A 21,175-nucleotide genomic window follows, 5' to 3' on the forward strand; every position below is an offset into this window, starting at 1 on the left:
GCGAGCGGCCGCCAGCGCACAGGCCGTCAGCGCACGGTGAGGATCTCGACGCCGTCGTCCGTGATGGCGACGGTGTGCTCGCTGTGCGCGGTGCGGCAGCCGGTCGCGCTGCGCAGGGTCCAGCCGTCGGCGTCGGTGACGAGGCGGTCGGTGTCGAGCATCACCCAGGGCTCGAGCGCCAGCAGCAGGCCGGGGCGCAGCGTGTAGCCGCGGCCGGGGCGGCCGTCGTTCGCCACGTGCGGGTCCTGGTGCATGGTCGAGCCGATGCCGTGACCGCCGAACTCGAGGTTGATCGGGTAGCCGGCGTCCGACAGCACCGTGCCGATGGCGTGCGAGACGTCGCCCATCTTGACACCGGGGCCCGCTGCCGCGATACCCGCGGCCAGGGCGCGCTCGGTGGCGTCGATCAGCGCGAGGCTCTCGGCCGGGCGGGCCGTGCCGACGACGAAGCTCAGCGCCGAGTCGGCGGCGAGACCGTCGAGGATGACGGCCAGGTCCAGGGTCAGCAGATCGCCGTCGGCCAGCCGGTAGTCGTGCGGTAGCCCGTGCAGGACCGCGTCGTTGACCGACGTGCAGATGTAGTGACCGAACGGCCCTCGACCGAACGAGGGGGCGTAGTCGACGTAGCACGACTCGCCGCCTGCCTCGACGATCATGTCCTGCGCCCACCGATCGATGTCGAGCAGGTTCGTGCCGACCGTCGTGCGCTCGCGCACCGTCTTCAGGATGCGCCCAACCAGGGCGCCGGCGGCCCGGGCCCGGGGGAGTTCGGCCGGGGTGAGGATTTCGATCACGGGTGTCCTGCCTGTCTGCGCTCGCCGGTGCTCGTCGGCACCAATAGATATCCCGGTAATACTATCCCCGGCGAGCGGCTAGCATGTCGACATGGTCAGGCTGCCGCTCACCCCCGACGAGCTCGAGCGCGGGCGCCGACTGGGCGCCCTGCTGCGGCAGGCCCGCGGCGACCGGCCCATGCTCGACACGGCGCTCGCCGCCGGGATCTCGCCCGAGACGCTGCGCAAGATCGAGACGGGCCGCGTGGCCACCCCCGCGTTCTCCACCATCGCCGCGATCGCCGGCATCCTCGACCTGTCGCTCGACCACGTCTGGGCAGAGATCCAGCAGGCAGAGATCCAGCAGGCAGAGATCCAGTCGGGCCAATCGACACCGACGGCGGCCGTCGGCGTCGACCGACTGGCCTCATAGCTGACGGGGCCTCGGAGCGAACGGGGCCGCGGGGCGACCTGCCCCACGACCCCGTCCACGAGACGAGCGCCTCCGATCAGTTGTACGACGCCAACCGGTTCGGCGCGGTGTTGCCCGCCGAGGTCGGCACGGCACCGCCGACACCGTTGATGACACTCGAGATCGTGCCGACGTCACCCAGCGACACGGTCACCAGGCCGTGTGCACGCACACCGGCGGTCTGCGGCACCTCGAACGCCCGGTCGGCGTGCACGGTCTTGTTCGTGTTGAAGAAGCAGTAGACGCCGCCACCCCAGATCTCGTGCTTCGTGACGTTCGACGCGACCTTGTAGGCGGCGTAGCCGGCCCCGGTCGGGCTCTGCCACGAGGCGTTGTCGGGCACGTCGTACGGCATCTCGTTCTGGAAGAAGATCGTCCTGCCGTTGTTGCCGTTCCACTGGACCTCGTACTTCTGGTAGTGCTCGACGAACAGACCCGTCGCGAGGACGTCGTCGCCGTTCACCTCGACACCGGTGGCTCCGGAATTGACGGTCCAGCCCGTCGCGGCGCCACCGTGGTCGGCGCGCCAGGCCCAGATGTGGTCGACCAGGGTGTCGTCCGCGTTGACCTGGAGCGTGGTGGTCGCCCGCCCCTGGATGCTCGATCCGACGCGGAAGAACACGTCCTGGATGCTCTGCGGGTCGGCCGCGTGGTCGACGTGCGACCCGGAGGCTCCAAGACGGACGAGCTGGGCGCTGTTGGTCGAACCGGCGTCGACGACGAGGTTGGACACGTTCACCCCCGCGACGTCGGTCGAGGTGAGGACGGCGTTGCCCTTCGTGGGGACGAGGGTCGGGAACCCGATGCCGGTGACGACCGTGTCGGCCCGGGTCACGGCGATCGCCGAGTCGAGTCGATACGTGCCCGGGGTGAAGAACAGGTTGAGCCCCTGCTGCAGCGCCGCGTTGAGCGTCGCGGCCGAGTCACCGGGGTGGGCGACGTAGAAGTTGCGCATCGGCAGGTCCGTGCCGGCGGTGTTCGGCCAGGTCACTCCCGAGGAGTTCTGCTTCAGCGACGGGACGAACACGTGGTACTTGTTCGACGAGTCGACGTAGAGGTACGGCTTCTCCCGTGTGGTGGGCGTCGTGGCGAGCGTCGTGTAGCTCTTCGAGAAGTCGTTCGCCGGGGCGCCGTTGACACCGGAGAACGTCATGTTCCAGTTGCCGCCCTGCCACGAGCCGATGGTCGAGTTGCGGGTGTACCACTGCTGCTGCGACCCCGACGTGATGGTACCGTCGACCTTGGTGTCGGCGATGTAGCCGCCCGACGAGTAGCCCTGACCGCCGTCCTGGTTCGACGGGCCCATGGTGAGGTTGCCCTTGATGTGCACCCGCCGCATCGGTGCCGCCTGCGACACCGCCCAGCGGTCCGTGCCGCCCTCGGGCACGATCGACGTGTTCTCGACCGAGCGCCAGAAGTTCTGCGTGGCGTTCTTCTCGTCCCCGGCGTTCCAGCCGGAGTCGACGTTGACCGCGCCGTTGATGGTGACGTCGTCGGGGTTCTTCCCGAGGCCGGCGACCGTCGTGTAGAAGCCGAGGTTCGCGAACACCCGCCCGTAGCTGCCGGGCTTGAACAGGAACGCGTAGCGCTGGCTGCCGAACTGCGCCGTCGTGCTGCGCAACTGGCTGTTGAACGCGGAGTCGATGTCGGCCTGGATGGTCGACGCCGGCACCGAGGTGTCGTAGATCTTGACGTTGCTGCCGAAATCGGGGGTGTCGCTCGTCGTCACCGCTTGGGCCGAGAACACCGGGACCAACGCCCCGACGACTCCCGCGCTCACGGCCATGGCGATGATCTTGCTCATCCGTCGTTGCATGATGCTCGATTCGCTCACGTACGGCCCCGTTGCCGCACGCCAGCGACGGTAGACCTCTTCGACCGTGACGACAGTCGGTCAAACGGCGGACAGGCCGGGCACGGAGACCCCGGAGGAGGCTCGCTCGGGTCGGTCAGAGGAGGCTCGCGCGGTCGGCGAGATAGTCACCGAGATCGCGCACCTCGTCCACCCCGGTGCCCCAGCGCACGAGCACGGTGCCGTCGCGGACGAGCAGCGGTTCGGCCGAACCGTCGAGCAGTGACGCCGCGTCGAGGGGGAGCGGCCGGTAGGCGAAGTTGACGACCTCGCCCTCGTCGAAGCGGCCCCGGGAAGCGGCCTTGCGATCGGCCTTGCGCTCCTCGACGCTCGCCGACAGGTGCTGTTCGCGGGTCGGGACGACGGCCCGGGTGATCTTGCCGGTCGCGAAGACGCGGCCCTCCCGGTCCAGCAGCAGCACGCCGAGACGCCAGGCGCGCCCGACGGGCGCCATGGACGCCGACGTGTGCACGAGGAGCACGCGTCGGGCGGGCTTGACCTGGGCGAGCGCCTCGTCGCGGGCACCGACGGCCTCCAGCGCGGCGACGGTGCGGGCGAGCAGCGAGGCCAGGTCGCTGGCGACGCGGGTCGCGCGCTCGTCGGTCACCGCGCCTCCTCCGGTCGATCGGCGAGCGGGATGTGCACGGCGAGGCCGATCAGCTGTCGTAGCCGTGCCGGAGGAAGTCCTCGACGACCTCGACGACGAAGGCGTGGTCGTCGGCCTGCGGCAGCCCCGAGACACCGACGGTGCCGACGGGGCCGACACCCGTGACGATGACGGGGAAGACGCCGCCGTGCGCCGCATAGAGCGCGGGGTCGAGTCGCGACTTCGCCTCGAAGGTCGTGCCGTTCACGCGGAAGGACTCGCCGACGCGGTACGAGCTCTGCCCGTAGCGGTCGACGACGCGGGCCTTGCGGTCGAGCCACTCGTCGTTGTCGACCGACGTGCCGGGCAGGGCGGCGTGGAACACGCGCTGGCCCCCCTTGCGGACGGCGAGGGCGACGGGCAGCCGGCGCCGGGTCGCCTCGGCCAGCAGGAAGGCGCCCAGCTCGAGCGCGGTCTCGACGGTGAACCGCCGGAAGACGAGCGTCTCTTCGTGGGCGGCCAGGGTTCGGAGCAGGCTGTCGTCGGTCACGAGCCGAGCTTACGTCGACCCGGGTGCGGACGACCCGGGTGCCGGCTGCCCGGGGTGGGTGAGCCGCGAGCAGCCGTCAGACGGGCACGGCCTCCGGGCGGCACTCGACGCCGGGACGCTCACTCAGACCGCAGTAGACGTCGGCGAGCTCGTGCGCCGATCGCGACCACGGGCGCGCGAGGGCGTGCTCGCGGGCGGCGGCACCGAGGCTGCCGGCCAGTTGCGGGTCGGCCAGGATGCGCGAGACCGTCAGCCCCCACGCGGCCGGCTCGCGGCTGGTCATGATGACGCCGGTGACCCCGTCGACGACGGCCTCATGCAGACCGCCCGCATCGGCGGCGACGACCGGCACGCCCGAGGCGGCGGCCTCGAGGGCGATGAGACCGTATGTCTCGGAGTGCGACGGCACGAGGACGACGGAGGCGCGGCGCAGCAGGGCGGCCAGGTGCGGCCTGGTCTGCGGCCCGACGAAACGCACGGAGTCACCGATACCCGCCTCGGTCGCCCTCTGACGCAGCTCGCGCTCGTAGTCGGCGAACTCCGTCGAGGCGCCGCCCGCGATGACGAGCTCGGGGCGGACGGCACTCGCCACGGCGGCGATCGCGTCGATCGCGAGGTCGGGGCCCTTGAGCGGCTCGAGACGGCCGGCGGCGAGGGCGAACGGCTCGTCGGGACGGTCGAGGTCGTCGACGGGGTGGAACAACTGGGTGTCGACACCCGGTGCCACGACGACGATGCGCTCGGGGTCGCCGTGCAGCCTCGTGACGATGGTCTGCCGCTCGGCCTGGCTGATCGCGATGACACGGTCGCTGTTCTGCGCGAGGAAGGCCTCGCCCTCGAGTCGGCCGTGCGACTCGGGGCGCTCGCCGTGCGAGAGCGGGGTCGACGCGTCGGCGGCGATCGAGTGGAAGCTCTGCAGGTGGGGGATGCCGCGGTCGCGGGCCACCGGCAGGGCGGCCATACCCGAGAACCAGTGGTGCGAGTGCAGCACGTCGTAGGGGCCGAGCTCGGCCAGCCGGTCGCGGAACTCGTGGATGAACTCCTCGTGGCGCCCCTTGGGGACGACCTCGGCGGGGCCCGCGTCGAGCACGCGCAGGGTGACGTTCTCGGTCGGCGACGAGACGGCGGGCATGTCGGGGGACGAGCGCCGGGTGATCACGTCGACGTGGTGCCCGAGCGCGCCGAGTGCCTCGGCCTGGTGCCGGACGACGACGTTCATGCCGCCGGCGTCGCCGCTGCCGGGGTCGGTGAAGGGCGACGTGTGCAACGACACGAGGGCGATGCGCAGGGGGGTCTCGGGTGTGGAAGGCACCCCGCGAGCGTACCCGCCCCGCTCCGGACGGGCGCCGGGGGCCGGGCCCGGCCGCGCGGGAGGGGGCGGCGTAGGGTCGGGCGGAACCGCCCCCTTCGAACGACCCGACGGCGCCCGAGCGACGGCACGGACACGTGGACGACGGCACGGGCGAGTCAAGACGAGAGCACGACCGAGAGCACGGACGAGGGGTCGAGATGGCGACGGATGCGGTGATGCTCGACGTGGGCGAGCGGACGGTGCGACTGTCGAGTCCGACGCGCGTGCTGTGGCCCGACAGCGGGGTGACGAAGCTCGATCTCGCCGAGTACCTGATCGCGGTCGGTCCGGCCTTCCTGCGCGCCAACGGCGGGCGGCCGCTGTCGCTGCAGAGGTTCCCCGGCGGGGTCGACGGCGAGGACTTCTTCTCGAAGAACCCGCCACGGGGTGCGCCCGACTACGTGCGTCAGATCGACGTCACCTACCCGAGCGGACGGGTGCACCCGCAGCTCGTCGTCGACGAGGCGGCCGCGGTCGTCTGGGCCGCGCAGATGAACACCGTGGTGTTCCACCCGTGGGCCTCCCGGGCCGAGGCCCCCGACGAGCCCGACGAGCTGCGCATCGACCTCGACCCGCAGCCCGGCACCGACTTCGGAGATGCGGTGACCGCCGCGTTCGGCCTGCGCGAGGTGCTCGCCGAGGCCGGTCTGACGGCGTTCGTGAAGACCTCGGGCAACCGGGGTCTGCACGTGTTCGCCCCGATCGTGCCCGAGCACGAGTTCCTGGAGGTGCGGCACGCGGTCATCGCGGCGGCCCGCGAACTCGAGCGCCGCACTCCCGACACGGTCACGACGAACTGGTGGAAGGAGGAGCGCGGCGCCCGCATCTTCGTCGACTTCAACCAGGCGAATCGGGACCGCACCATGGCCGGTGCCTACTCGCCTCGGGCGCTGGCCCGCGCCTCCGTGTCCACGCCGGTGACCTGGGACGAGCTGCCCGAGACGGACCCGGCGCAGCACACGGTGTCGTCGGTGCCCGAGCGGCTCCGGCGCGTCGGCGACCCCTGGGAGGCGCTGCACGACGAGCCGGGTCGCCTCGACACGCTGCTCGAATGGTGGCAGCGCGACGTCGAAGCCGGGCTCGGCGAGCTGCCGTTCCCGCCCGACTTCCCGAAGATGCCGGGCGAGCCCCCTCGGGTGCAGCCGAGCCGGGCCAAGAAGGGCTAGGCCCCGAGCACGTCGTCGAGGTCGTAGGCGGCCGGCGTCTCGAGTTGCTCGTACGTGCACGAGCGCGCGTCGCGGTCGTCGCGCCAGCGCTCCACCTGCACGGTGTGCCGGAACCGCGTGCCCTCCATCTGGTCGTAGCGCACCTGGACGACCCGCTCGGGTCGGAGCGGCACGTAGCTGACATCCCGCCCCGACGAGAAGCGCGTGCGCTCCCGCTCGGCCGGCAGCACGCGCCCGTCGTCGTCGCGTTCGACCCAGGGCTCGAGTTCGTCGACGAGCTCGAGACGGCGAACGTCGGAGAACGCGGAGGCGCCCCCCACGTTCTGCAGGTCGCCCGCGTCGTCGTAGAGGCCGAGCAGCAGCGAGCCGACTCCCGATCCGCTCTTGTGCACGCGGTAGCCGAGCACCACGACGTCGGCCTCGCGGTGGTGCTTGATCTTGAGCATGCTGCGCTTGCCGGGGGCGTAGGAGGCGTCGCGCGGCTTCGCCACGACGCCGTCGAGACCGGCGCCCTCGAAGTCGGTGAGCCATCGCTCGGCGACGATCACGTCGAGGGTGCGCCGCCCGACGAACACGGGGTCGGCCAGCGTCGCGCCGAGCGTCTCGAGCTCGGACCGTCGGGTGTCGAACGGCTCGTCCACGAGGGAACGGTCGCCCATCGCGAGCAGGTCGAAGGCGACGAACTGGGCCGGGGTCTCGGTCGAGAGGGTCGCGATGCGGCTGGCGGCCGGGTGGATGCGCTGGGACAACGCCTCCCAGTCGAGTCGCTCGGCTCCTGCGCGTCCGGAGCGCACGACGATCTCGCCGTCGAGCACGAACGAACCGGTGGCCTGGGCGGAGAACGCGGCGACCAGCTCGGGGAAGTACCGGGTCAGCGGCTTCGAGCCGCGACTGCCGATCTCGACCTCGACGCCGTCGGCCGTCACGTCGACGTAGACGAGACCGCGGAACCCGTCCCACTTCGGCTCGTAGGACAGGCCGCCGGCGACCGTGTCGGGCCCCGGCACCGTGGCGACGGCCTTCGCGAGCATCGGGGCGACGGGGTGCTGGGCCGACGGGAGGGCGATCGGCGAGCCGGGAGCGGACGGGGTCATCGCTCGAGTGTGCTCCCGCCCGGGCACCGTCGGGTCAGACGCCTGCCGTCCAATAGGCGAGGACCGCGTCCGCGACGCGGGCCGCCTGCGCCCGACCCGCCTCGGCCGCGGGGCGTCGCACGGCGGGGGACAGCATGTTGTCGCCGAAGGCGGCCAGGCTGGCGGTGTCGGCCTCGACCACGAAGACCGGGCGACCGGCTGCGGCGCGGGCCGCCACCACCTGCGGCAGGCTCGGGCCGAGCGGCGACACGGCCTGCTCGGGGCCGCACGAGACGACGACCACGCGGTCGTAGTCGTCGGCGAGATCGGCGTTCGTGCCGGAGCGAACCCCACCGTCCATCGTCGCGCGCCCGGCGACGTCGACGGTCGGGAAGACGACGGGCACCGAGCAGCTGGCCGCCACGGCGATGGCGAGGTCCACCCCGGACGATGCGTCGAGCGGTCGGAACACGCCGTCGGTCGCGTCGACGGTGCAGACCGTGAGCGCCCGGTCGGGCCACGGGGCGCCGGCGAGCTGCTCCCGCATCACGGGCACGAGGTCGGTGTCGTCGGCCGGGCGCGGCGTCTCGCGCGCCATCCTGCCGATGCCGGCCCGCGCCTCCTCGGCGGTCGTGGCCCCGACCATCGCCTGCGCGATCGCCTCCTCGAAACCGGCCACACTCGGTGCGGCGGTCGCGGCGACCTGCCCGGCGGCGAGCTGTTCGGCGAGCGCCTCGCCGGTGCGACCGAGTCGCAGCAGCGTCCCCACGACCGAGCCCGCGGATGTCCCGACGACGAGGTCGGCGTCGTCGAGCGGGATGCCCCGGTCGAGCAGCGTCGAGACGACGCCGAGCTCCCAGGCGATGCCGGCGACTCCACCGCCGCCGAAGACGACGGCGGTGCGGAGGCGGGGCGTGGGGGTCGTGGTCATGGCATGCCTTTCTCGACGGGACGGGTCTGACTCGACCCTAGGCTCGCCGATCGGGGGTTCGCGCGTCGCGCAGCTCGCCCGACCGGCCGAGGGCGTCGGCGTGCCACCCGGTCTGGGCGAGGGCGGAGGCGAGTCGGAACCCGCTCAGGCTCTCGATGCCCCCGCTCCACCGCATGCGCTGCGCGATCTGCCAGACCGTCGGGCTGTCGAGCGCGTCGAGGGCGTCGGCGACGTCGGCCGTCCGGTCGGCGCGATGCTCGATCATCGCCGTGCAGCGGCCGACGAGGTCGGTGAAGCGGTACTCGTGGCCGGGCGCCGCCTCCAGGTCGCCGCCGAGCAGGACGACGCGTTCGAGCGAGGCGATGAAGTCGACCAGCGGGTTGCTCGCCGTGCGACCGCCCAGGCCGATGCCCGGGTTGATCGTGGGCAGCACATGGTCGCCGGTGAAGAGCAGACCCGCGGTCAGGTCCTCGAAGCAGAGGTGCCCCGCCGTGTGACCCGGCGTCCAGACCGCCTCGAGTCGGCGGCCCGCCAACGGCAGGGCATGGCCGTCCTCCAGCAGCACGTCGGCCGCCAGCTCGGGCAGGCGCCGACCGCGCCCCCACGAGGTGCGGAGGCCCGGGGCGAGCTCGGCCGGCGCTCCCCACGACGCGATGTCGTCGTCGGCGGCCATCGCGTCGGCCTCGCGGGTCAGCAGCGCGGACTGCTCGGCTCGGTGCAGGGCCACGGACGCCCCGGAGGCGCGGCGGATGGTCTCGGCACCGCCCAGGTGATCGGCGTGCAGGTGGGTGACCGCGACCACGGCGATGTCGTCGACGGAGTGTCCGATCGCCGCGAGGGCCGAGGTGAGGCGCGTCAGGTTCTCGTCGGTCTGCCAACCGGGATCGATCACCGCCAGCTCATGCCCGTCGCCCTCGACGACGTAACCGAGCGAGTGGTCGTCGATTCCGTCGCCGAACGGCAGCGCGACGGACCAGACGCCGTCGCGCACCTCCTCCAGCGGGGGCAGCTCGCCCCGGCCGAGGGCGGTGGCCTGGACGGCGCTCGACGGGGTGGGAGCCCCGGCGGGACGGGAGACGGGGACGGCGGACGGCGAGGTGTCGGTCACGCGGCCGAGCCTAGCCACCACGCCCGTCCGTGCCCCGTCCGTGCCCCGCCGTGCCCGTCCCTGCCTCGCCGTCCCACCCCGGCACACAGTGCCTATTCGGAGCCGACCTCGATCAGCACCTTGCCGACGGCGTCGTTCTCGACGGCCTCGTGCGCGGCGGCCGTGTCGGCCAACGAGAACAGGTGCAGCGGCAGACCCGCCTCGTCGCCCACGGCGAGGACGCCGTCGCGCAGAGCGACGGTGACGTCCTCGGCGGCCGCCTGCAGCGCCTCCTCGCCCTCGGTGTAGACGAGCACGAACTGGTAGCGCGTGTTCAGACCCATGTTCGCCCGGATCGGCAGCACGGCCGTGTCGCCGCCGTTGTCGGCGTACATCGCGATGGAGGCGCGGTTCGCCACGACGGCGGCGTCCAGGTCCGCGTTCTGGGCGATCGACACCTCGACCACGAGGTCGACGCCGTCGGGCGCGACGTCGCGGATCGCCGCCGCGGTGTCGCCCTCGCGGTAGTTGACGACGTGGTGCGCGCCGGCCGCGGTCGCGAGCGCGGCCTTCTCGTCGTTCGAGATCGTCGTGACGACGGTGGCACCCGCCCAGCGAGCCAGCTGGATGGCGGCGTGGCCGACCGCACCCGCGCCTCCGGAGACGAGCACGGTGTGGCCGGTCAGGGCGCCCGGTGCCAGGCGCCGCGGACCGTCCTCGGCCACCGTGAGGGCGCGGTGGGCCGTCATCGCGGGGACGCCGAGACTCGCGCCGACGCGCATGTCGACGCCGTCGGGCAGCGGGGCCACCCGGGAGGCCGGGACGACCGTGAACTCCTGCGCCGTGCCCGTGGGGCGCTGATAGGCCGACAGGAACAGCCAGACGCGATCGCCGACCGAGACGCCCTCGACCTCGGGGCCGACGGCGTCGACGACACCGGCGCCGTCCTGGTTCGGCGTCACCTCGGCGAACGGCAGCGACTCACCCGGCTTCTGACCGACGCGCGACTTCCAGTCGGTCGGGTTCACGCCCGACACGACGACCCGCACGCGCACCTCGCCCGGGCCGGGCTCGGGCAGGTCGCGATTGACGAGGGACAGGACGGAGGAGGCCGGGCCGGTCTCGGAGTACACGATGCTCTTCATGCCCCGATCCAACCCTCGGGGCCGCCGCCGTGTTCCCGTACCGAGCCCTGTCGGCGGCCGCGACTACGCTCGCACCATGACGGGGGATCAGTGACGGGCGAGCACGACGACGGCGTAGCGACGGCGGGCGACGACGTCGTGCCGGCCATCACCGTCGTGACGCCCGGTCGGCCGGACGAGCGCCGCACCCCGGCACCGCCTCGCGCCCAGCGCATCGTCGCCCAGGTCGTCGTCACGGCCGTCGTGGTCGTCATCGCCGTCGCCCTTGCCGCGGTCGTCGCCGCGCGCCAACTCGCAGAGAACGAGTCCATCGCCGATGCGGCCGAACGAGCCGACCGCATCGCCGACGCCCTCATCGTGCCCGCCCTCGGGGACGCCCTGACCGACGCGACCGACACCCCCGCCTCGGCGGCCGCTCGCGAGGCCCTCGACGACGTCGTCCGCGACCACGTCCGCAACGACACCATCGTCCGCATCAAGATCTGGGACGCCACCGGTCGCGTGCTCTGGTCCGACGAGCCTCGCCTCGTCGGCGAGACCTTCGACCTCGACGACGACGACCTCGAGGCGCTCGCCGGCGACGGCGTCTCGGCCGACGTCTCCGACCTCACGCGCCCCGAGAACGTCTACGAACGAGACCGCGGTACCTTGCTCGAGGCCTACCGATCGGTCGCAACGCCCTCGGGAGAGCCCCTGCTGTTCGAGGTGTACTTCCGCTACGACGAGGTCGTGGCCCGGGCGGGCGACCTGTGGCGCGGCTTCGCCGGTGTCACGATCGGCAGCATTGTGCTGCTCGTGCTGCTGCTCACCCCCGTGCTGTGGCGGCTGCTCACGGCGCTCGCCGCTGCCCGGCAGACGCGGGAGCGCCTCCTGCAGCGCGCCCTCGACGCGAGCGACGACGAGCGGCGACGCATCGCGGCGACCCTGCACGACGGTGTGGTGCAGGACCTCGTCGGGGTGTCGTACGGCCTGGCGGGCGAGGCGGCGGCGTTCCGAGGCCGCGGCGACACCGCCGGGGCCGACGCCTTCGACGCGTCCGCGGGCTCGGTCCGCCGCAGTATCGGCGGCCTGCGGACGCTGCTCGTCGACATCTACCCGCCCCGGCTCGACGAGGCCGGACTCGGCGCGGCGCTCGACGACCTCGCGGCGTCCGTGCGCTCCCGCGGCATCGCGGTCGTCCTCGACGTCGATCCGCCCGAGGTGCTGGCGACGGCGCTCGACGACGACGGTCGTCGCGTCGTGTTCCGGGTCGCACAGGAGTGTCTGGCCAACGTCGTGAAGCATTCCCGTGCCTCCCGCGTGCGGATCACGCTGCGGCGGGCGCCGCGCGACCCGGCCGAGAGCACACCCGTCGGTCGCGTCGCCGGGCACGTCGTCCGCCTCGAGATCGCGGACGACGGAGCCGGTTTCGATGCGACCACCGTGCTCGACCACCCACCGGACGGGCACCTCGGGCTACGCCTGCTGTCCGACGTCGCCCGCGAGAGCGGTGCGGAGCTCACCGTCACCTCCGCATCCGGCGCCGGCACGATCTGGCGGCTGACCCTGGCGGCGCGCCCGTGATCCGGGTCGTGGTGGTCGACGACCACCCGCTGGTGCGCGGCGGCCTGCGGGCGGTGATCGACGCGGCGGACGACCTCGAGGTCGTCGGCGAGGCGGCATCCGGCGAGGAGGCGCTCGTGACGGTCCCCGACGTCGGCCCCCGCGTCGTCCTGATGGACGTCTCGATGCCGGGGCTGGGCGGTATCGAGGCGACGCGTCGCCTCACGGCGCTCGGCACGGACGCCGCGATCGTGATGCTGACGACCTTCCCCGACGCCGCGACCGTGCGGGCCGCACTCGGGGCCGGCGCGATCGGCTATCTGCTCAAGGACGCCGACCCGGTCGTCGTGCTCTCGGGTATCCGCTCGGCGGCCGCCGGACACGCGCCGATCGACCCGCGTGCGGCCAAGACGCTCCTGCCCGGCGCGGCCGGCGCGGCCGGCGCGGCCGACGTGGCCGCCGCACGCGCCGCACCCGCCGCGGCGACGTCGGCCGATCCGCCGCGCGGTCGCGAGGCCGACGTGCTGCGGCTGATCGCCCGCGGTCTGCCGAACAAGCTGATCGCGTCCGAGCTCGGCATCAGCGAGCGCACCGTCAAGGCCCACGTCGGCAGTCTCTTCCGGCGCATCGGGGTGTCCGACCGCACCAGCGCGGCGCTCTGGGCCCGCGACCACGACATGACCCGTGACGGGTAGTCGTCTCGGCGAGGGGTACTAGTACCAAGGTCCGATGGTGCCGGCGTGCGGCGGCGTCGAGAGTGGGCTCAGGCGGCACGGTCGCCGCCACCCCTCTCGAAAGGCTCGTCATGGCCCCCACCCTGCTCCGAAAGATCGGCACCGCGACGCTCGTCGTCTCGGCCGTCATCGCCGGCTCGTTGTCCGTCGCCGGCCCGGCCAGCGCCTCCGGCAAGACGTCGGTGGGCGGCGACTACGCCGTCACCGTCAACGGCACCACGTACAACCCGGCGGCCGGCAAGAGCGTCAAGCTCGACGGCATCAAGCCCAGTGGTCGGATCGCCGTCCGGGGTATCAACAACGGCTTCGACATCGATGCCGCGACCCTCGGCGTCTACGACTACACGCTGACCGGCAATCCGGACTCGCAGCGCATGGTGACCGAGCCGACCGCGATCTTCGCCTCGAAGGTGCCGACGCTCAGCGACGCGCAGCGCGCCGGGGCGACCATCAAGAGCCTCGAGCTCAAGGACGACAGCGTCGTCGTGCTGTTCACGACGTCACTCGGCAAGTTCAAGATCCAGGCGAAGGACGGCGCCCAGGGCGGCATCTTCCAGATGGAGAGCGAGTTCGCCGGCCCGGTCGAGTTCACCCACACGCTGGCGCCGGGCCTGTTCTACTTCACGAACCAGTACACGGGCAAGATCAACTTCAGCAACGGCGTCGACGCGGTCGCGAGCGGCCCCGGGGCGCACCAGATGCTGCTCGGCAAGGACAGCCCGCAGGTCGCGACCAAGACCTCGCAGACCGCGACGACCACCACGTGGTCGGTACAGCCCGGAGGCCGTCTCGGCGGCGTGCTCGGCGAGGACGCGATCGAGCTGAGCGCCGGTGCGACGAACTGCACCAGTCAGTGCCAGGCGCAGAACCAGATCCGCGGCTCGCTACCCGTGCCGCCCGACCCCGCCAACCCCACGCCACTCGGCTAGCTCCGGAACACCGCGAGCCCGCCGTCATCGTCCCGCTGGGGGGACGGTGGCGGCGGACTCGCTCGTGCGCGGCCGCGTGGCCTACTCGCCGAAGACCTCGCGGAGGGCGGCGAGCGCCATCAGCTCGTCGTCGATGCCGCCGCCCTCGTGGCCGTTGTAGGCCCAGACGGTGACCTGCTTCGGTCCGCCGTACTCGTGGAACGCGCCGAACACGGTCGACGGCGGGCAGATCGGGTCCATCAGCGCCGCCGAGAACCAGGCGGGCGCCGTGGCGCGCTTGGCGAAGTTGACGCCGTCGACGTACGAGAGCACGTCGTGCACCGAGGAGGCGCGGTGCCGGTGGGTGGCCAGGTAGCGTCCGATCTCCTTGTACGGGTCGCTATCGGTGATGACCGTCGCCCGACGGAAGTCGCAGAGGAACGGCACGAACGAGACCACGCCGGCCAGGTCGGGGACGAGACCCGACACGGCCAAGGCCAGACCGCCTCCTTGGCTGCCGCCCAGGACCGCGACCCGGTCGGGGTCGACGACGTCGAGCGCGCGGGCGGCGTCCACGGCGCGCACCGCGTCGGTGATCAGGCGCCGGTAGTAGTACGTCTCGATCGAGTCGATGCCGCGGGTCATCACGCCGGGGATCGCCGGGCCCGACCCCGCCGTGTCGACGGTGTCGCCCGTGCTCCACGACGAGCCCTGGCCGCGGGTGTCCATGTGCAGGTGCGCGTAGCCGGCGGAGGCCCAGAGGAGGTTGTCGACGGCGGCGCCGCGGCCGCCGCCGTAGCCGACGTACTGCACGACGGCGGGTAGCGCGAGCCCTGCCTCGACGGCGCCCGCGGGGACGCGCAGCCAGGCGCGCACGTCGTCTCCGTCGAAGCCGGCGAACGTCACGTCGTAGACATCGACGGTGCGGAGGCCCGTGTCCACCGGTTCGATCCGCACGTCGAGGGCGTGCTCGCGCGTCGAGCCGAGTGTCGCGGCCCAGAAGGCGTCGAAGTCGGCGGGCTCGGTCTGGGTGCTGCGGTAGCCCCAGAGCTCGGACTCGGTCAGGTCGGTGTAGGCCATGCGATCTTCCTAGCGCGTCGTCGGGTCGAGACCGAGGAGGCGCTCGCTCACGTCCCAGAAGTCGCGGGCGAGGCCTGCGTCGCTCGCCTGGGGGGACGACGTCGAGACCTTGCGCTTGGCGAAGTACTCGCCCTGCGGCCAGTCGCGCCCGGGGGTGGTGGTGGCGAGCCAGACGAGCGTGTCGGCGCCCTTCTCGGGGCTGACCGTCACGAGGCGGCGGAGCGGCGTGTGGTAGACGAGCCGCAGCAGGCTCGACGTCTCGGAGGCGAAACCCGTCTGCACGAGACCGGGGTGGAACGACGCGGCCGAGATGCCGCGCTCGCGGTAGCGGCGATCGAGCTCGCGGGCCATCAGGATGTTCGCGAGCTTGCCGTTGCCGTAGGCCTTCTCGGCGGTGTAGCCGTGCTCCAGTCCGAGGTCGTCGAGGTCGAGGTGCGAGAACAGCTTGGCCGCGATGCTGGCCGTGTTGACGACGGTCGCGCGGCTCGCCTCGAGCACGTCCATCAGGAGGTGCGTCAGCAGGAACGGCGCGAGGTGGTTCACCTGGAACGTCTTCTCGAAGCCGTCGGAGGTGAGCTGCCGCTCGCCCATGATGCCGCCGGCGTTGTTGGCGAGCACGTCGATGCGCGGGTGGTTCTCGCGCAGGGTCTCGGCGAGGCGGCGCACGTCGTCGAGCCGCGAGTAGTCGGCGAGGTAGTACCGAGCGCCGAGGCGATCGGCCACGGCCTTCGTCTTGTCGGGGGAGCGGCCGACGACGACGACCTCGTCGCCCGCCGCCGTGAGGGTGCCGGCGGCGGAGGCGCCGATGCCGTCGCTCGCTCCGGTGATGACGATGGTGCGTGCGGACATGGTCCTCCTCGATCGACGGGCCGGAGGCGCTGGTCGCCTCGGCTCGTCGACCCTATTGGACGCCACGCGGGTCGGCCTGGCGATGAGAGGGACGAGCGAGAAATCAGCCCTGCGCGCCTCAGGTCAGCGGGGTCATCGCTGCGCGGCCGACGCCGAGAAGGGTCGACCGGTCGGCGCCGGCGGTACCGAGGACTTCCATTCCGCGGGTGACCGCGACGAAGTACGTCGCGAGAGCGCGGGCGTCGAGTGCCGCGTCCACCTCCCCGGCTTCCTGTGCCTGCACGATGCATCCGGCGTATTCGTCCTCGAGCCGCCGGTAGGCGCGACGGGCCGCCTCCGCGACGTCCGGGTCTCGGTCGGCCAGCTCCACCGTCGCCTTCGTGAACAGCGAGTCCAGGGGTCCCTCGGAGGTGAAGGTGATGGCGAGGGCGGCCAGATGCGCTCCGATCCGTTCGAGCGGAGAGGACGTCTCGGAGGCGAGCTCGACGGTGAGGCGGTCCACGTGCGTGGAGGTACTCCGGTCGAGCGCCCGCAGGAAGAGGTCCCGTTTGCCGCCGAAGGTGTTGTAGATGCTCTGCTTGCCGAGCCCCGTGGCACGGCTGAGCTCGTCCATCGTCGTCCCGCCGTAACCGGCGGCGGCGAACACGCCGGCGGCCAGTTCGACGACCGCGTCTTCGTCGAATTTCCGGGGTCGGGGCATGGCCTGATCTTATGCGGGGTCGTCGGGCCGGCTTCGGCGACCGTTCGGCCCGTCCGGCGCGGGCGCGGTGACGCGTTCAGCCGGCATCGGGAAGGGCGCCGGCGGCCTGCGCGCTCACGTCGTAGTACTCGGCCTGGTAGTCGAGTATCCGGATGCCTCCGAGAACGGCGGCAGCGGCCTGGAGAAATCGCTCATCGGCCATGTGGACATCGATGGCGGCCTGATCGCGCCAGCCCTCCGTGAGGTGGATCGTGTTCGGGTCGGTGAGGTCCTCGGCGAAGACGTAGTACGTGCAGCCGTCCTGCCGGGCGGTGGTGGACAGGTGGGGGATGACGGCATCCCTGAAGGCCTGTCGATCGTCCGGGTGGACCGTGTAGTAGGCGCTGATGACCTTGCCGGTGGGGACGTGCTTGGTGTGGGCGATCATGGTGTCTTCTCCTCGACGCCCACGGCTCGTCCGGAGGCAACGGCCTCAACTATCGTCGTTATTGTCTAAATAGTCAATAACTGATCCGACGTTGTGTGTGCGTCCTTTCGCCCAAGTGAAGATGATTCGAAGGTTGATTGTTTGATCTCTAACCATTAGAGTTCAAAGCATGAACGACGACATGCCCGACTTCAGCCAGGGACTCCAGCCGATCCGATGGATCGCGTGGGCCCAGCGCAAGGCGGGCGACGACTGGATCAGGGCGCGTGACCTCAGTCACGAGCAGGCCTTCGTGCTCGGGTATCTCGAGAAGAACCCCGGGTCGATCCAGCGCGACATCGCCGAGGTCAGCCGCACCAGTGCGGCCAGTGTCTCGAGCCTCTTGCAGGGGCTCGAGCGACGCGGTCTCGTGGAGCGCCGCAGCGAGGCCGGGGACGAGCGTCGCAAGCGTGTGTTCGCGACCGTCGCGGGCGTCGAGCTCATCGCCGGCTTCGCCGACGCCATGATCGCGGCCGACGAGACCCTGCTGGCACCGCTCGACGAGGACGAGCGCGCCACCCTGCACACCCTGCTCACCACGATCACGACGGCGCTGCCTCAGCCCACCCGCCCGTGACCGGCGGCGGCGCCGCGATCGCGCGCCGCGCCTCCTGATCGATCCCACGCCGTGCCGGCGCTCGCCGGCGCGCGCTCCGCCCTGCCCGGAAAGAAGCAGCCATGAGCAACACCGAGACCTCCACCGCGGCGTCGACCGACGCCCTCGCGCCCGACTCCGTCGACCCCTCCTACGGCGACCTCGGCAGGTCGGAGTCGGCCCCACCCGCCGTCGGCACCGACCGCTGGTACCTCTCGACCGCGCCGATCGTGCGCGCCCTCGTGCACCTCTGCGTGCCGATGGCCGCCGCGATGATCGTCGGTGCCGTCTACAACGTCATCAACTCCGGCTTCATCGGATCGCTGCACGACAGCGCCCTGCTCGCCGCCATCACGTTCGGCACGCCGCTGCTCGGTCTCGTCATGGCCGTCGGCGGTGTCTTCGGTGCCGGCGGCGGCGCCCTCATCTCGCGCCTGTTCGGCGCGGCCGAGAGCGACGAGGAGGCGGCGGGCCGCATCAAGCACGTGGCCTCCTTCAGCGTCTGGGGAGCCGGTGTCGTGGGAGCCGTGCTCGGCGTCGCCGGGCTCGTGCTGTTGCGTCCCCTCGTCGGCGTGCTCGGCGCGGACGCGACGGCTGTCCCGGCCACGAGCGCCTACGTCGGCGTGCTGCTCGTCTTCGTGCCCGTGCTGGCCGTCGCGTTCTGCCTCGAGCAGATCGTGCGTGCCGAGGGCGCGGCGCGACAGGTGATGATCGCGCTGATCGGCTCGGCGATCGCGAACGTCGTGTTCGACGTGCTGTTCATCCTCGTGCTCGGCTGGGGTGTCGCGGGGGCGGCGCTGGCCATGGGGCTCGCGAATGTCGGCGTCGTCGTCTACTTCGTCGTGCACCTGCGGCGGCACAGCGAGCACATCCGCCTGTCGCCGCGCTGGTTCACGCTCGCGCCGTCGGTGCTCAAGCCCGTCCTCGGGGTGGGAGCGGGCGAGCTGATCCAAGCGTCGTTCCTGATCGTGACGTCGCTCGTGCTCAACAACCTCGCGTCGGCATATGGCGACGACGCGCTCGCGGCCATGGGGGTCGCGGTCCGGATCGCGCAGGTGCCCGAGTTTCTGGTGATGGGCATCACGCTCGGCGTGCTGCCGCTGCTGGCCTACGCGTTCGGCAAGGGCGACACGGCGCGGCTGCGCCAGGCGGTGCGCGGGTCGGTACTCGGAGTCGGCGTGATCGTGCTGCTCTTCGCCGGCGTCGCGTTCGTCTTCCGCGACCAACTGGTGAGTGTCTTCCTCTCCACGCCCACGGCCGTGTCGATCGGCGTGACGATCCTCACCGCTCAGCTCGTCGCGATGATCGCGAACGGATTCACCGGGCTGATCACGTCGCTCTTCCAGGCCACGGGCCGCGCCCTGCCGGCGATCGTGATGTCGAGCGCCCAGGGCGTGTTGTTCATCCCGATCGTGATCGTGGGCAACCTGTGGTTCGGTCTCGGCGGCATCATCTGGTCGCTGACCGTGTCCGAGGGGATCGTGCTGCTCGTCGGGCTCGGGATGTACGCGGTGCTGCGGCCGACGCGGGTGCGCGGCTAGCGGCGTCCGCCGCCGCTTTGCACGCGAAAAGGGACGAGACACCGCCGGGTCCGGCACTGTCTCGTCCCTTTCTGGCCGTTACGGCCGGACGGGCGCGGCCGCCGCCGGTTCCCACCCGAACGCCGGCGCGACGTGCCGCGCGACCGTCTCGAGCAGACGCGCGTTGTACGCCACGCCCAGCTGGTTCGGCACGGTGAGCAGCACGGTGTCGGCGTCGCGCACGGCCGCGTCCGCCGCGAGCTGCTCGGCGATCACGTCGGGCTCGCCGACGTAGCTCTTGCCGAAGCGCGACTGCACCCCGTCGAGCATGCCGACCTGGTCGTGTGCGTCGTGGGCCGCTCGGGCGCCGAAGTAGCGGCGGTCCTCGTCGGTCGTGATCGGGATGATGCTGCGGCTCACCGAGACGCGGGGCTCGCGGGCGTGGCCGGCCGCACGCCACGCCTCGCGGTACAGCGCGATCTGCTCGGCCTGCAGCTCGTCGAAGGGCACACCGGTGTCCTCGGTCAGTAGGGTGCTGCTCATCAGGTTCATGCCCTGCTCGGCGGTCCAGACCGCGGTGGCCCGGGTACCGGAGCCCCACCAGATGCGGTCGCCCAGCCCGGGGGAGCGCGGCTCGATCGAGAGACCCTGGGTGACACCGGTGACGCGCGGGTCGGACGTGGTGAGCTCGGACCCGGCGATCGCCCGGCGGAAGAGCTCGGTGTGCGTGCGGGCCATGTCGGCGTCGGTCTCGCCCTCGGCCGGGCGGTAGCCGAACGACTCGGCTCCGCGCAGCGCGGTCTCGGGTGATCCCCGGCTCACGCCGAGCTGCAGCCGGCCGTCGCTGATCAGGTCGGCCGCGGCGGCCTCCTCGGCCATGTAGAGCGGGTTCTCGTAGCGCATGTCGATGACGCCGGTGCCGAGCTCGATGTGCCGGGTGCGGGCGGCCATCGCCGACAGCAGCGGGAACGGCGAGGCCAGCTGGCGGGTGAAGTGGTGCACGCGGACGTACGCGCCGTCGATGCCGATCTCGTCGGCGGCCTCCGCCAGCTCGATCGACTGGACCAGCGCCTCCTTGGCTGTCGGGGTCTGCGACCCCCGCACGTTCTGATAGTGCCCGAACGACAGGAACCCGATGCGCTTCTTCATGTCGATTCGAACGTATCGACCTGACGGGGCATTCCCGATCGTCCGATCGAGATCGACGACGTCGGAATCGAAGGCAGACAAGACGAGGAGGCGCCGGTAGCGTGAACCCGTGGACAACCGGTTTCGCATCGACGGTGAAGACATCGGCATCGACCTGACGGCCTCGCGCGTCACGCTGGACGACGGCGGTGTCGTCGACGCGCTGATCGTCGCCTCCCGGGTACCGGCTGCCGCCGATTGGGCGGACGAGCCGTGCCGCCTCGAGTTCCGGGACGTCCCGCTCACGTTCGACGGGGCGACGTTCGGGGCCACGGTCGACGACGACCTGCTCGACGAGCGCGACATCTCGTTCTGGCTGGCCGAGCGCGTCGACGTGCACGGGGTGCTCAGCCTCGGTGCCGGCGACCGGCTGCGCTTCGTCGGGGCCGCGCACCCGTCCGGGGAGCCCAAGGCCTGGCGCCTCGACGTGTCGATCGGCTTCGGCGGCGGCGCACCCCGCTCCGGCATCTGACCCGCTGCAGCCCCGCGCTGCTCCCTGCCGCAGCTTCCTTCCTCGCAATTCGCGACCGATTCGCCCGCCGAGCCGTCGCAATTCGCGACCGATCCGACATGAGCGCGCGCAAGAACCAGGTTCTTGGGCGACATC

General features: G+C 71.8%; 22 protein-coding genes. 8 read left to right on the forward strand and 14 right to left on the reverse strand.

What is annotated here, in order from left to right; all coding sequences use genetic code 11:
• Positions 1 to 26: 26 nt before the first annotated feature.
• Positions 27 to 794, reverse strand: coding sequence for a type I methionyl aminopeptidase (gene map / locus ACPEEZ_RS06355; RefSeq protein WP_423923896.1), 768 nt, complete (start codon positions 792 to 794; stop codon positions 27 to 29).
• 91 nt (positions 795 to 885) lie between these two features.
• Here map and ACPEEZ_RS06360 point away from each other — a divergent pair, with 91 nt between their 5' ends.
• On the forward strand, positions 886 to 1,206 hold the full coding sequence (locus ACPEEZ_RS06360) for a helix-turn-helix domain-containing protein (protein ID WP_423923898.1): 321 nt from the start codon (positions 886 to 888) through the stop codon (positions 1,204 to 1,206).
• A 76-nt stretch (positions 1,207 to 1,282) separates the two neighbouring features.
• Here the strand turns inward: ACPEEZ_RS06360 and ACPEEZ_RS06365 are convergent, their stop codons facing one another.
• The 4 genes from ACPEEZ_RS06365 to ACPEEZ_RS06380 all read right to left on the reverse strand — a co-directional run bounded on the left by ACPEEZ_RS06365 (position 1,283) and on the right by ACPEEZ_RS06380 (position 5,545).
• Complete coding sequence (locus ACPEEZ_RS06365) at positions 1,283 to 3,079, reverse strand: hypothetical protein (protein WP_423923900.1); 1,797 nt, start codon at positions 3,077 to 3,079, stop codon at positions 1,283 to 1,285.
• 115 nt (positions 3,080 to 3,194) lie between these two features.
• Positions 3,195 to 3,704 (reverse strand): hypothetical protein, encoded by a 510-nt coding sequence (locus ACPEEZ_RS06370; protein ID WP_423923902.1) that lies wholly within the window; start codon positions 3,702 to 3,704, stop codon positions 3,195 to 3,197.
• Between the two features lie 49 nt (positions 3,705 to 3,753).
• Entirely contained in the window at positions 3,754 to 4,233 is a 480-nt protein-coding gene (locus tag ACPEEZ_RS06375) for a heme-degrading domain-containing protein (protein WP_423923904.1), read from the reverse strand.
• A 76-nt stretch (positions 4,234 to 4,309) separates the two neighbouring features.
• On the reverse strand, positions 4,310 to 5,545 hold the full coding sequence (locus ACPEEZ_RS06380) for a glycosyltransferase (RefSeq protein ID WP_423923906.1): 1,236 nt from the start codon (positions 5,543 to 5,545) through the stop codon (positions 4,310 to 4,312).
• A gap of 197 nt (positions 5,546 to 5,742) precedes the next feature.
• Here ACPEEZ_RS06380 and ligD point away from each other — a divergent pair, with 197 nt between their 5' ends.
• The gene (gene ligD, locus ACPEEZ_RS06385; protein WP_423923908.1) at positions 5,743 to 6,750 is read left to right on the forward strand and encodes a non-homologous end-joining DNA ligase; all 1,008 of its coding nucleotides are present in this window, start codon (positions 5,743 to 5,745) and stop codon (positions 6,748 to 6,750) included.
• Here ligD and ACPEEZ_RS06390 read toward each other — a convergent pair.
• The 4 genes from ACPEEZ_RS06390 to ACPEEZ_RS06405 form a co-directional block, all read right to left on the reverse strand.
• A complete protein-coding gene (locus ACPEEZ_RS06390; protein ID WP_423923910.1) occupies positions 6,747 to 7,844 on the reverse strand; it encodes an ATP-dependent DNA ligase in 1,098 nt (365 codons plus the stop codon). The two genes, ligD and ACPEEZ_RS06390, sit on opposite strands and share 4 nt — an antisense overlap.
• Positions 7,845 to 7,878: 34 nt before the next feature.
• Positions 7,879 to 8,754, reverse strand: coding sequence for a patatin-like phospholipase family protein (locus ACPEEZ_RS06395; RefSeq protein ID WP_423923912.1), 876 nt, complete (start codon positions 8,752 to 8,754; stop codon positions 7,879 to 7,881).
• 37 nt (positions 8,755 to 8,791) lie between these two features.
• Entirely contained in the window at positions 8,792 to 9,862 is a 1,071-nt protein-coding gene (locus ACPEEZ_RS06400; RefSeq protein WP_423923914.1) for an MBL fold metallo-hydrolase, read from the reverse strand.
• Between the two features lie 92 nt (positions 9,863 to 9,954).
• A complete protein-coding gene (locus ACPEEZ_RS06405; protein ID WP_423923916.1) occupies positions 9,955 to 10,986 on the reverse strand; it encodes an NADPH:quinone reductase in 1,032 nt (343 codons plus the stop codon).
• A 90-nt stretch (positions 10,987 to 11,076) separates the two neighbouring features.
• Between ACPEEZ_RS06405 and ACPEEZ_RS06410 the strand changes: the two genes are divergently transcribed.
• The 3 genes from ACPEEZ_RS06410 (at position 11,077) to ACPEEZ_RS06420 (ending at position 14,191) form a co-directional block, all read left to right on the forward strand.
• Positions 11,077 to 12,549 carry a sensor histidine kinase gene (locus tag ACPEEZ_RS06410; protein WP_423923918.1) on the forward strand — a complete coding sequence of 491 codons (1,473 nt, stop codon included), beginning with the start codon at positions 11,077 to 11,079 and terminating at the stop codon, positions 12,547 to 12,549.
• Positions 12,546 to 13,223: a response regulator gene (locus ACPEEZ_RS06415; RefSeq protein WP_423923920.1), complete on the forward strand. Its 678-nt coding sequence runs from the start codon at positions 12,546 to 12,548 to the stop codon at positions 13,221 to 13,223. The genes ACPEEZ_RS06410 and ACPEEZ_RS06415 overlap by 4 nt, the downstream gene beginning before the upstream one ends.
• Before the next feature lie 110 nt (positions 13,224 to 13,333).
• Positions 13,334 to 14,191 carry a hypothetical protein gene (locus tag ACPEEZ_RS06420; RefSeq protein ID WP_423923922.1) on the forward strand — a complete coding sequence of 286 codons (858 nt, stop codon included), beginning with the start codon at positions 13,334 to 13,336 and terminating at the stop codon, positions 14,189 to 14,191.
• Positions 14,192 to 14,272: 81 nt separating this feature from the next.
• Here the strand turns inward: ACPEEZ_RS06420 and ACPEEZ_RS06425 are convergent, their stop codons facing one another.
• The 4 genes from ACPEEZ_RS06425 to ACPEEZ_RS06440 form a co-directional block, all read right to left on the reverse strand.
• Positions 14,273 to 15,250, reverse strand: a complete 978-nt coding sequence (locus ACPEEZ_RS06425) for an acetylxylan esterase (protein WP_423923924.1) — start codon at positions 15,248 to 15,250, stop codon at positions 14,273 to 14,275.
• A 9-nt stretch (positions 15,251 to 15,259) separates the two neighbouring features.
• A complete protein-coding gene (locus ACPEEZ_RS06430; protein WP_423923926.1) occupies positions 15,260 to 16,099 on the reverse strand; it encodes an SDR family NAD(P)-dependent oxidoreductase in 840 nt (279 codons plus the stop codon).
• Between the two features lie 118 nt (positions 16,100 to 16,217).
• Positions 16,218 to 16,799: a TetR/AcrR family transcriptional regulator gene (locus ACPEEZ_RS06435; protein WP_423923928.1), complete on the reverse strand. Its 582-nt coding sequence runs from the start codon at positions 16,797 to 16,799 to the stop codon at positions 16,218 to 16,220.
• 76 nt (positions 16,800 to 16,875) lie between these two features.
• Positions 16,876 to 17,226, reverse strand: coding sequence for a putative quinol monooxygenase (locus ACPEEZ_RS06440; protein ID WP_423923930.1), 351 nt, complete (start codon positions 17,224 to 17,226; stop codon positions 16,876 to 16,878).
• 169 nt (positions 17,227 to 17,395) lie between these two features.
• Here ACPEEZ_RS06440 and ACPEEZ_RS06445 point away from each other — a divergent pair, with 169 nt between their 5' ends.
• Both ACPEEZ_RS06445 and ACPEEZ_RS06450 read left to right on the forward strand, forming a co-directional pair.
• On the forward strand, positions 17,396 to 17,842 hold the full coding sequence (locus tag ACPEEZ_RS06445; RefSeq protein ID WP_423923932.1) for a MarR family winged helix-turn-helix transcriptional regulator: 447 nt from the start codon (positions 17,396 to 17,398) through the stop codon (positions 17,840 to 17,842).
• 101 nt (positions 17,843 to 17,943) lie between these two features.
• Positions 17,944 to 19,401 (forward strand): MATE family efflux transporter, encoded by a 1,458-nt coding sequence (locus ACPEEZ_RS06450; RefSeq protein WP_423923933.1) that lies wholly within the window; start codon positions 17,944 to 17,946, stop codon positions 19,399 to 19,401.
• A gap of 78 nt (positions 19,402 to 19,479) precedes the next feature.
• Here the strand turns inward: ACPEEZ_RS06450 and ACPEEZ_RS06455 are convergent, their stop codons facing one another.
• Positions 19,480 to 20,529: an LLM class flavin-dependent oxidoreductase gene (locus ACPEEZ_RS06455; RefSeq protein WP_423923934.1), complete on the reverse strand. Its 1,050-nt coding sequence runs from the start codon at positions 20,527 to 20,529 to the stop codon at positions 19,480 to 19,482.
• A 109-nt stretch (positions 20,530 to 20,638) separates the two neighbouring features.
• Here ACPEEZ_RS06455 and ACPEEZ_RS06460 point away from each other — a divergent pair, with 109 nt between their 5' ends.
• A complete protein-coding gene (locus ACPEEZ_RS06460) occupies positions 20,639 to 21,040 on the forward strand; it encodes a hypothetical protein (RefSeq protein WP_423923935.1) in 402 nt (133 codons plus the stop codon).
• The last annotated feature ends 135 nt before the right edge of the window (positions 21,041 to 21,175 follow it).

It is taken from the genome of Frigoribacterium sp. 2-23 (assembly GCF_049601585.1).
Lineage (GTDB): Bacteria > Actinomycetota > Actinomycetes > Actinomycetales > Microbacteriaceae > Frigoribacterium.

Coding starts and splice junctions, on each gene's coding strand:
- ACPEEZ_RS06450 (WP_423923933.1), top strand. CDS start 17,944: ATGAGCAACACCGAGACCTCCACCGCGGCGTCGACCGACGCCCTCGCG.
- ACPEEZ_RS06395 (WP_423923912.1), bottom strand. CDS start 8,754: ATGACCACGACCCCCACGCCCCGCCTCCGCACCGCCGTCGTCTTCGGC.
- ACPEEZ_RS06420 (WP_423923922.1), top strand. CDS start 13,334: ATGGCCCCCACCCTGCTCCGAAAGATCGGCACCGCGACGCTCGTCGTC.
- ACPEEZ_RS06435 (WP_423923928.1), bottom strand. CDS start 16,799: ATGCCCCGACCCCGGAAATTCGACGAAGACGCGGTCGTCGAACTGGCC.
- ACPEEZ_RS06360 (WP_423923898.1), top strand. CDS start 886: ATGGTCAGGCTGCCGCTCACCCCCGACGAGCTCGAGCGCGGGCGCCGA.
- ligD (WP_423923908.1), top strand. CDS start 5,743: ATGGCGACGGATGCGGTGATGCTCGACGTGGGCGAGCGGACGGTGCGA.
- ACPEEZ_RS06405 (WP_423923916.1), bottom strand. CDS start 10,986: ATGAAGAGCATCGTGTACTCCGAGACCGGCCCGGCCTCCTCCGTCCTG.
- ACPEEZ_RS06425 (WP_423923924.1), bottom strand. CDS start 15,250: ATGGCCTACACCGACCTGACCGAGTCCGAGCTCTGGGGCTACCGCAGC.
- ACPEEZ_RS06455 (WP_423923934.1), bottom strand. CDS start 20,529: ATGAAGAAGCGCATCGGGTTCCTGTCGTTCGGGCACTATCAGAACGTG.
- ACPEEZ_RS06440 (WP_423923930.1), bottom strand. CDS start 17,226: ATGATCGCCCACACCAAGCACGTCCCCACCGGCAAGGTCATCAGCGCC.
- ACPEEZ_RS06445 (WP_423923932.1), top strand. CDS start 17,396: ATGAACGACGACATGCCCGACTTCAGCCAGGGACTCCAGCCGATCCGA.
- ACPEEZ_RS06390 (WP_423923910.1), bottom strand. CDS start 7,844: ATGACCCCGTCCGCTCCCGGCTCGCCGATCGCCCTCCCGTCGGCCCAG.
- ACPEEZ_RS06430 (WP_423923926.1), bottom strand. CDS start 16,099: ATGTCCGCACGCACCATCGTCATCACCGGAGCGAGCGACGGCATCGGC.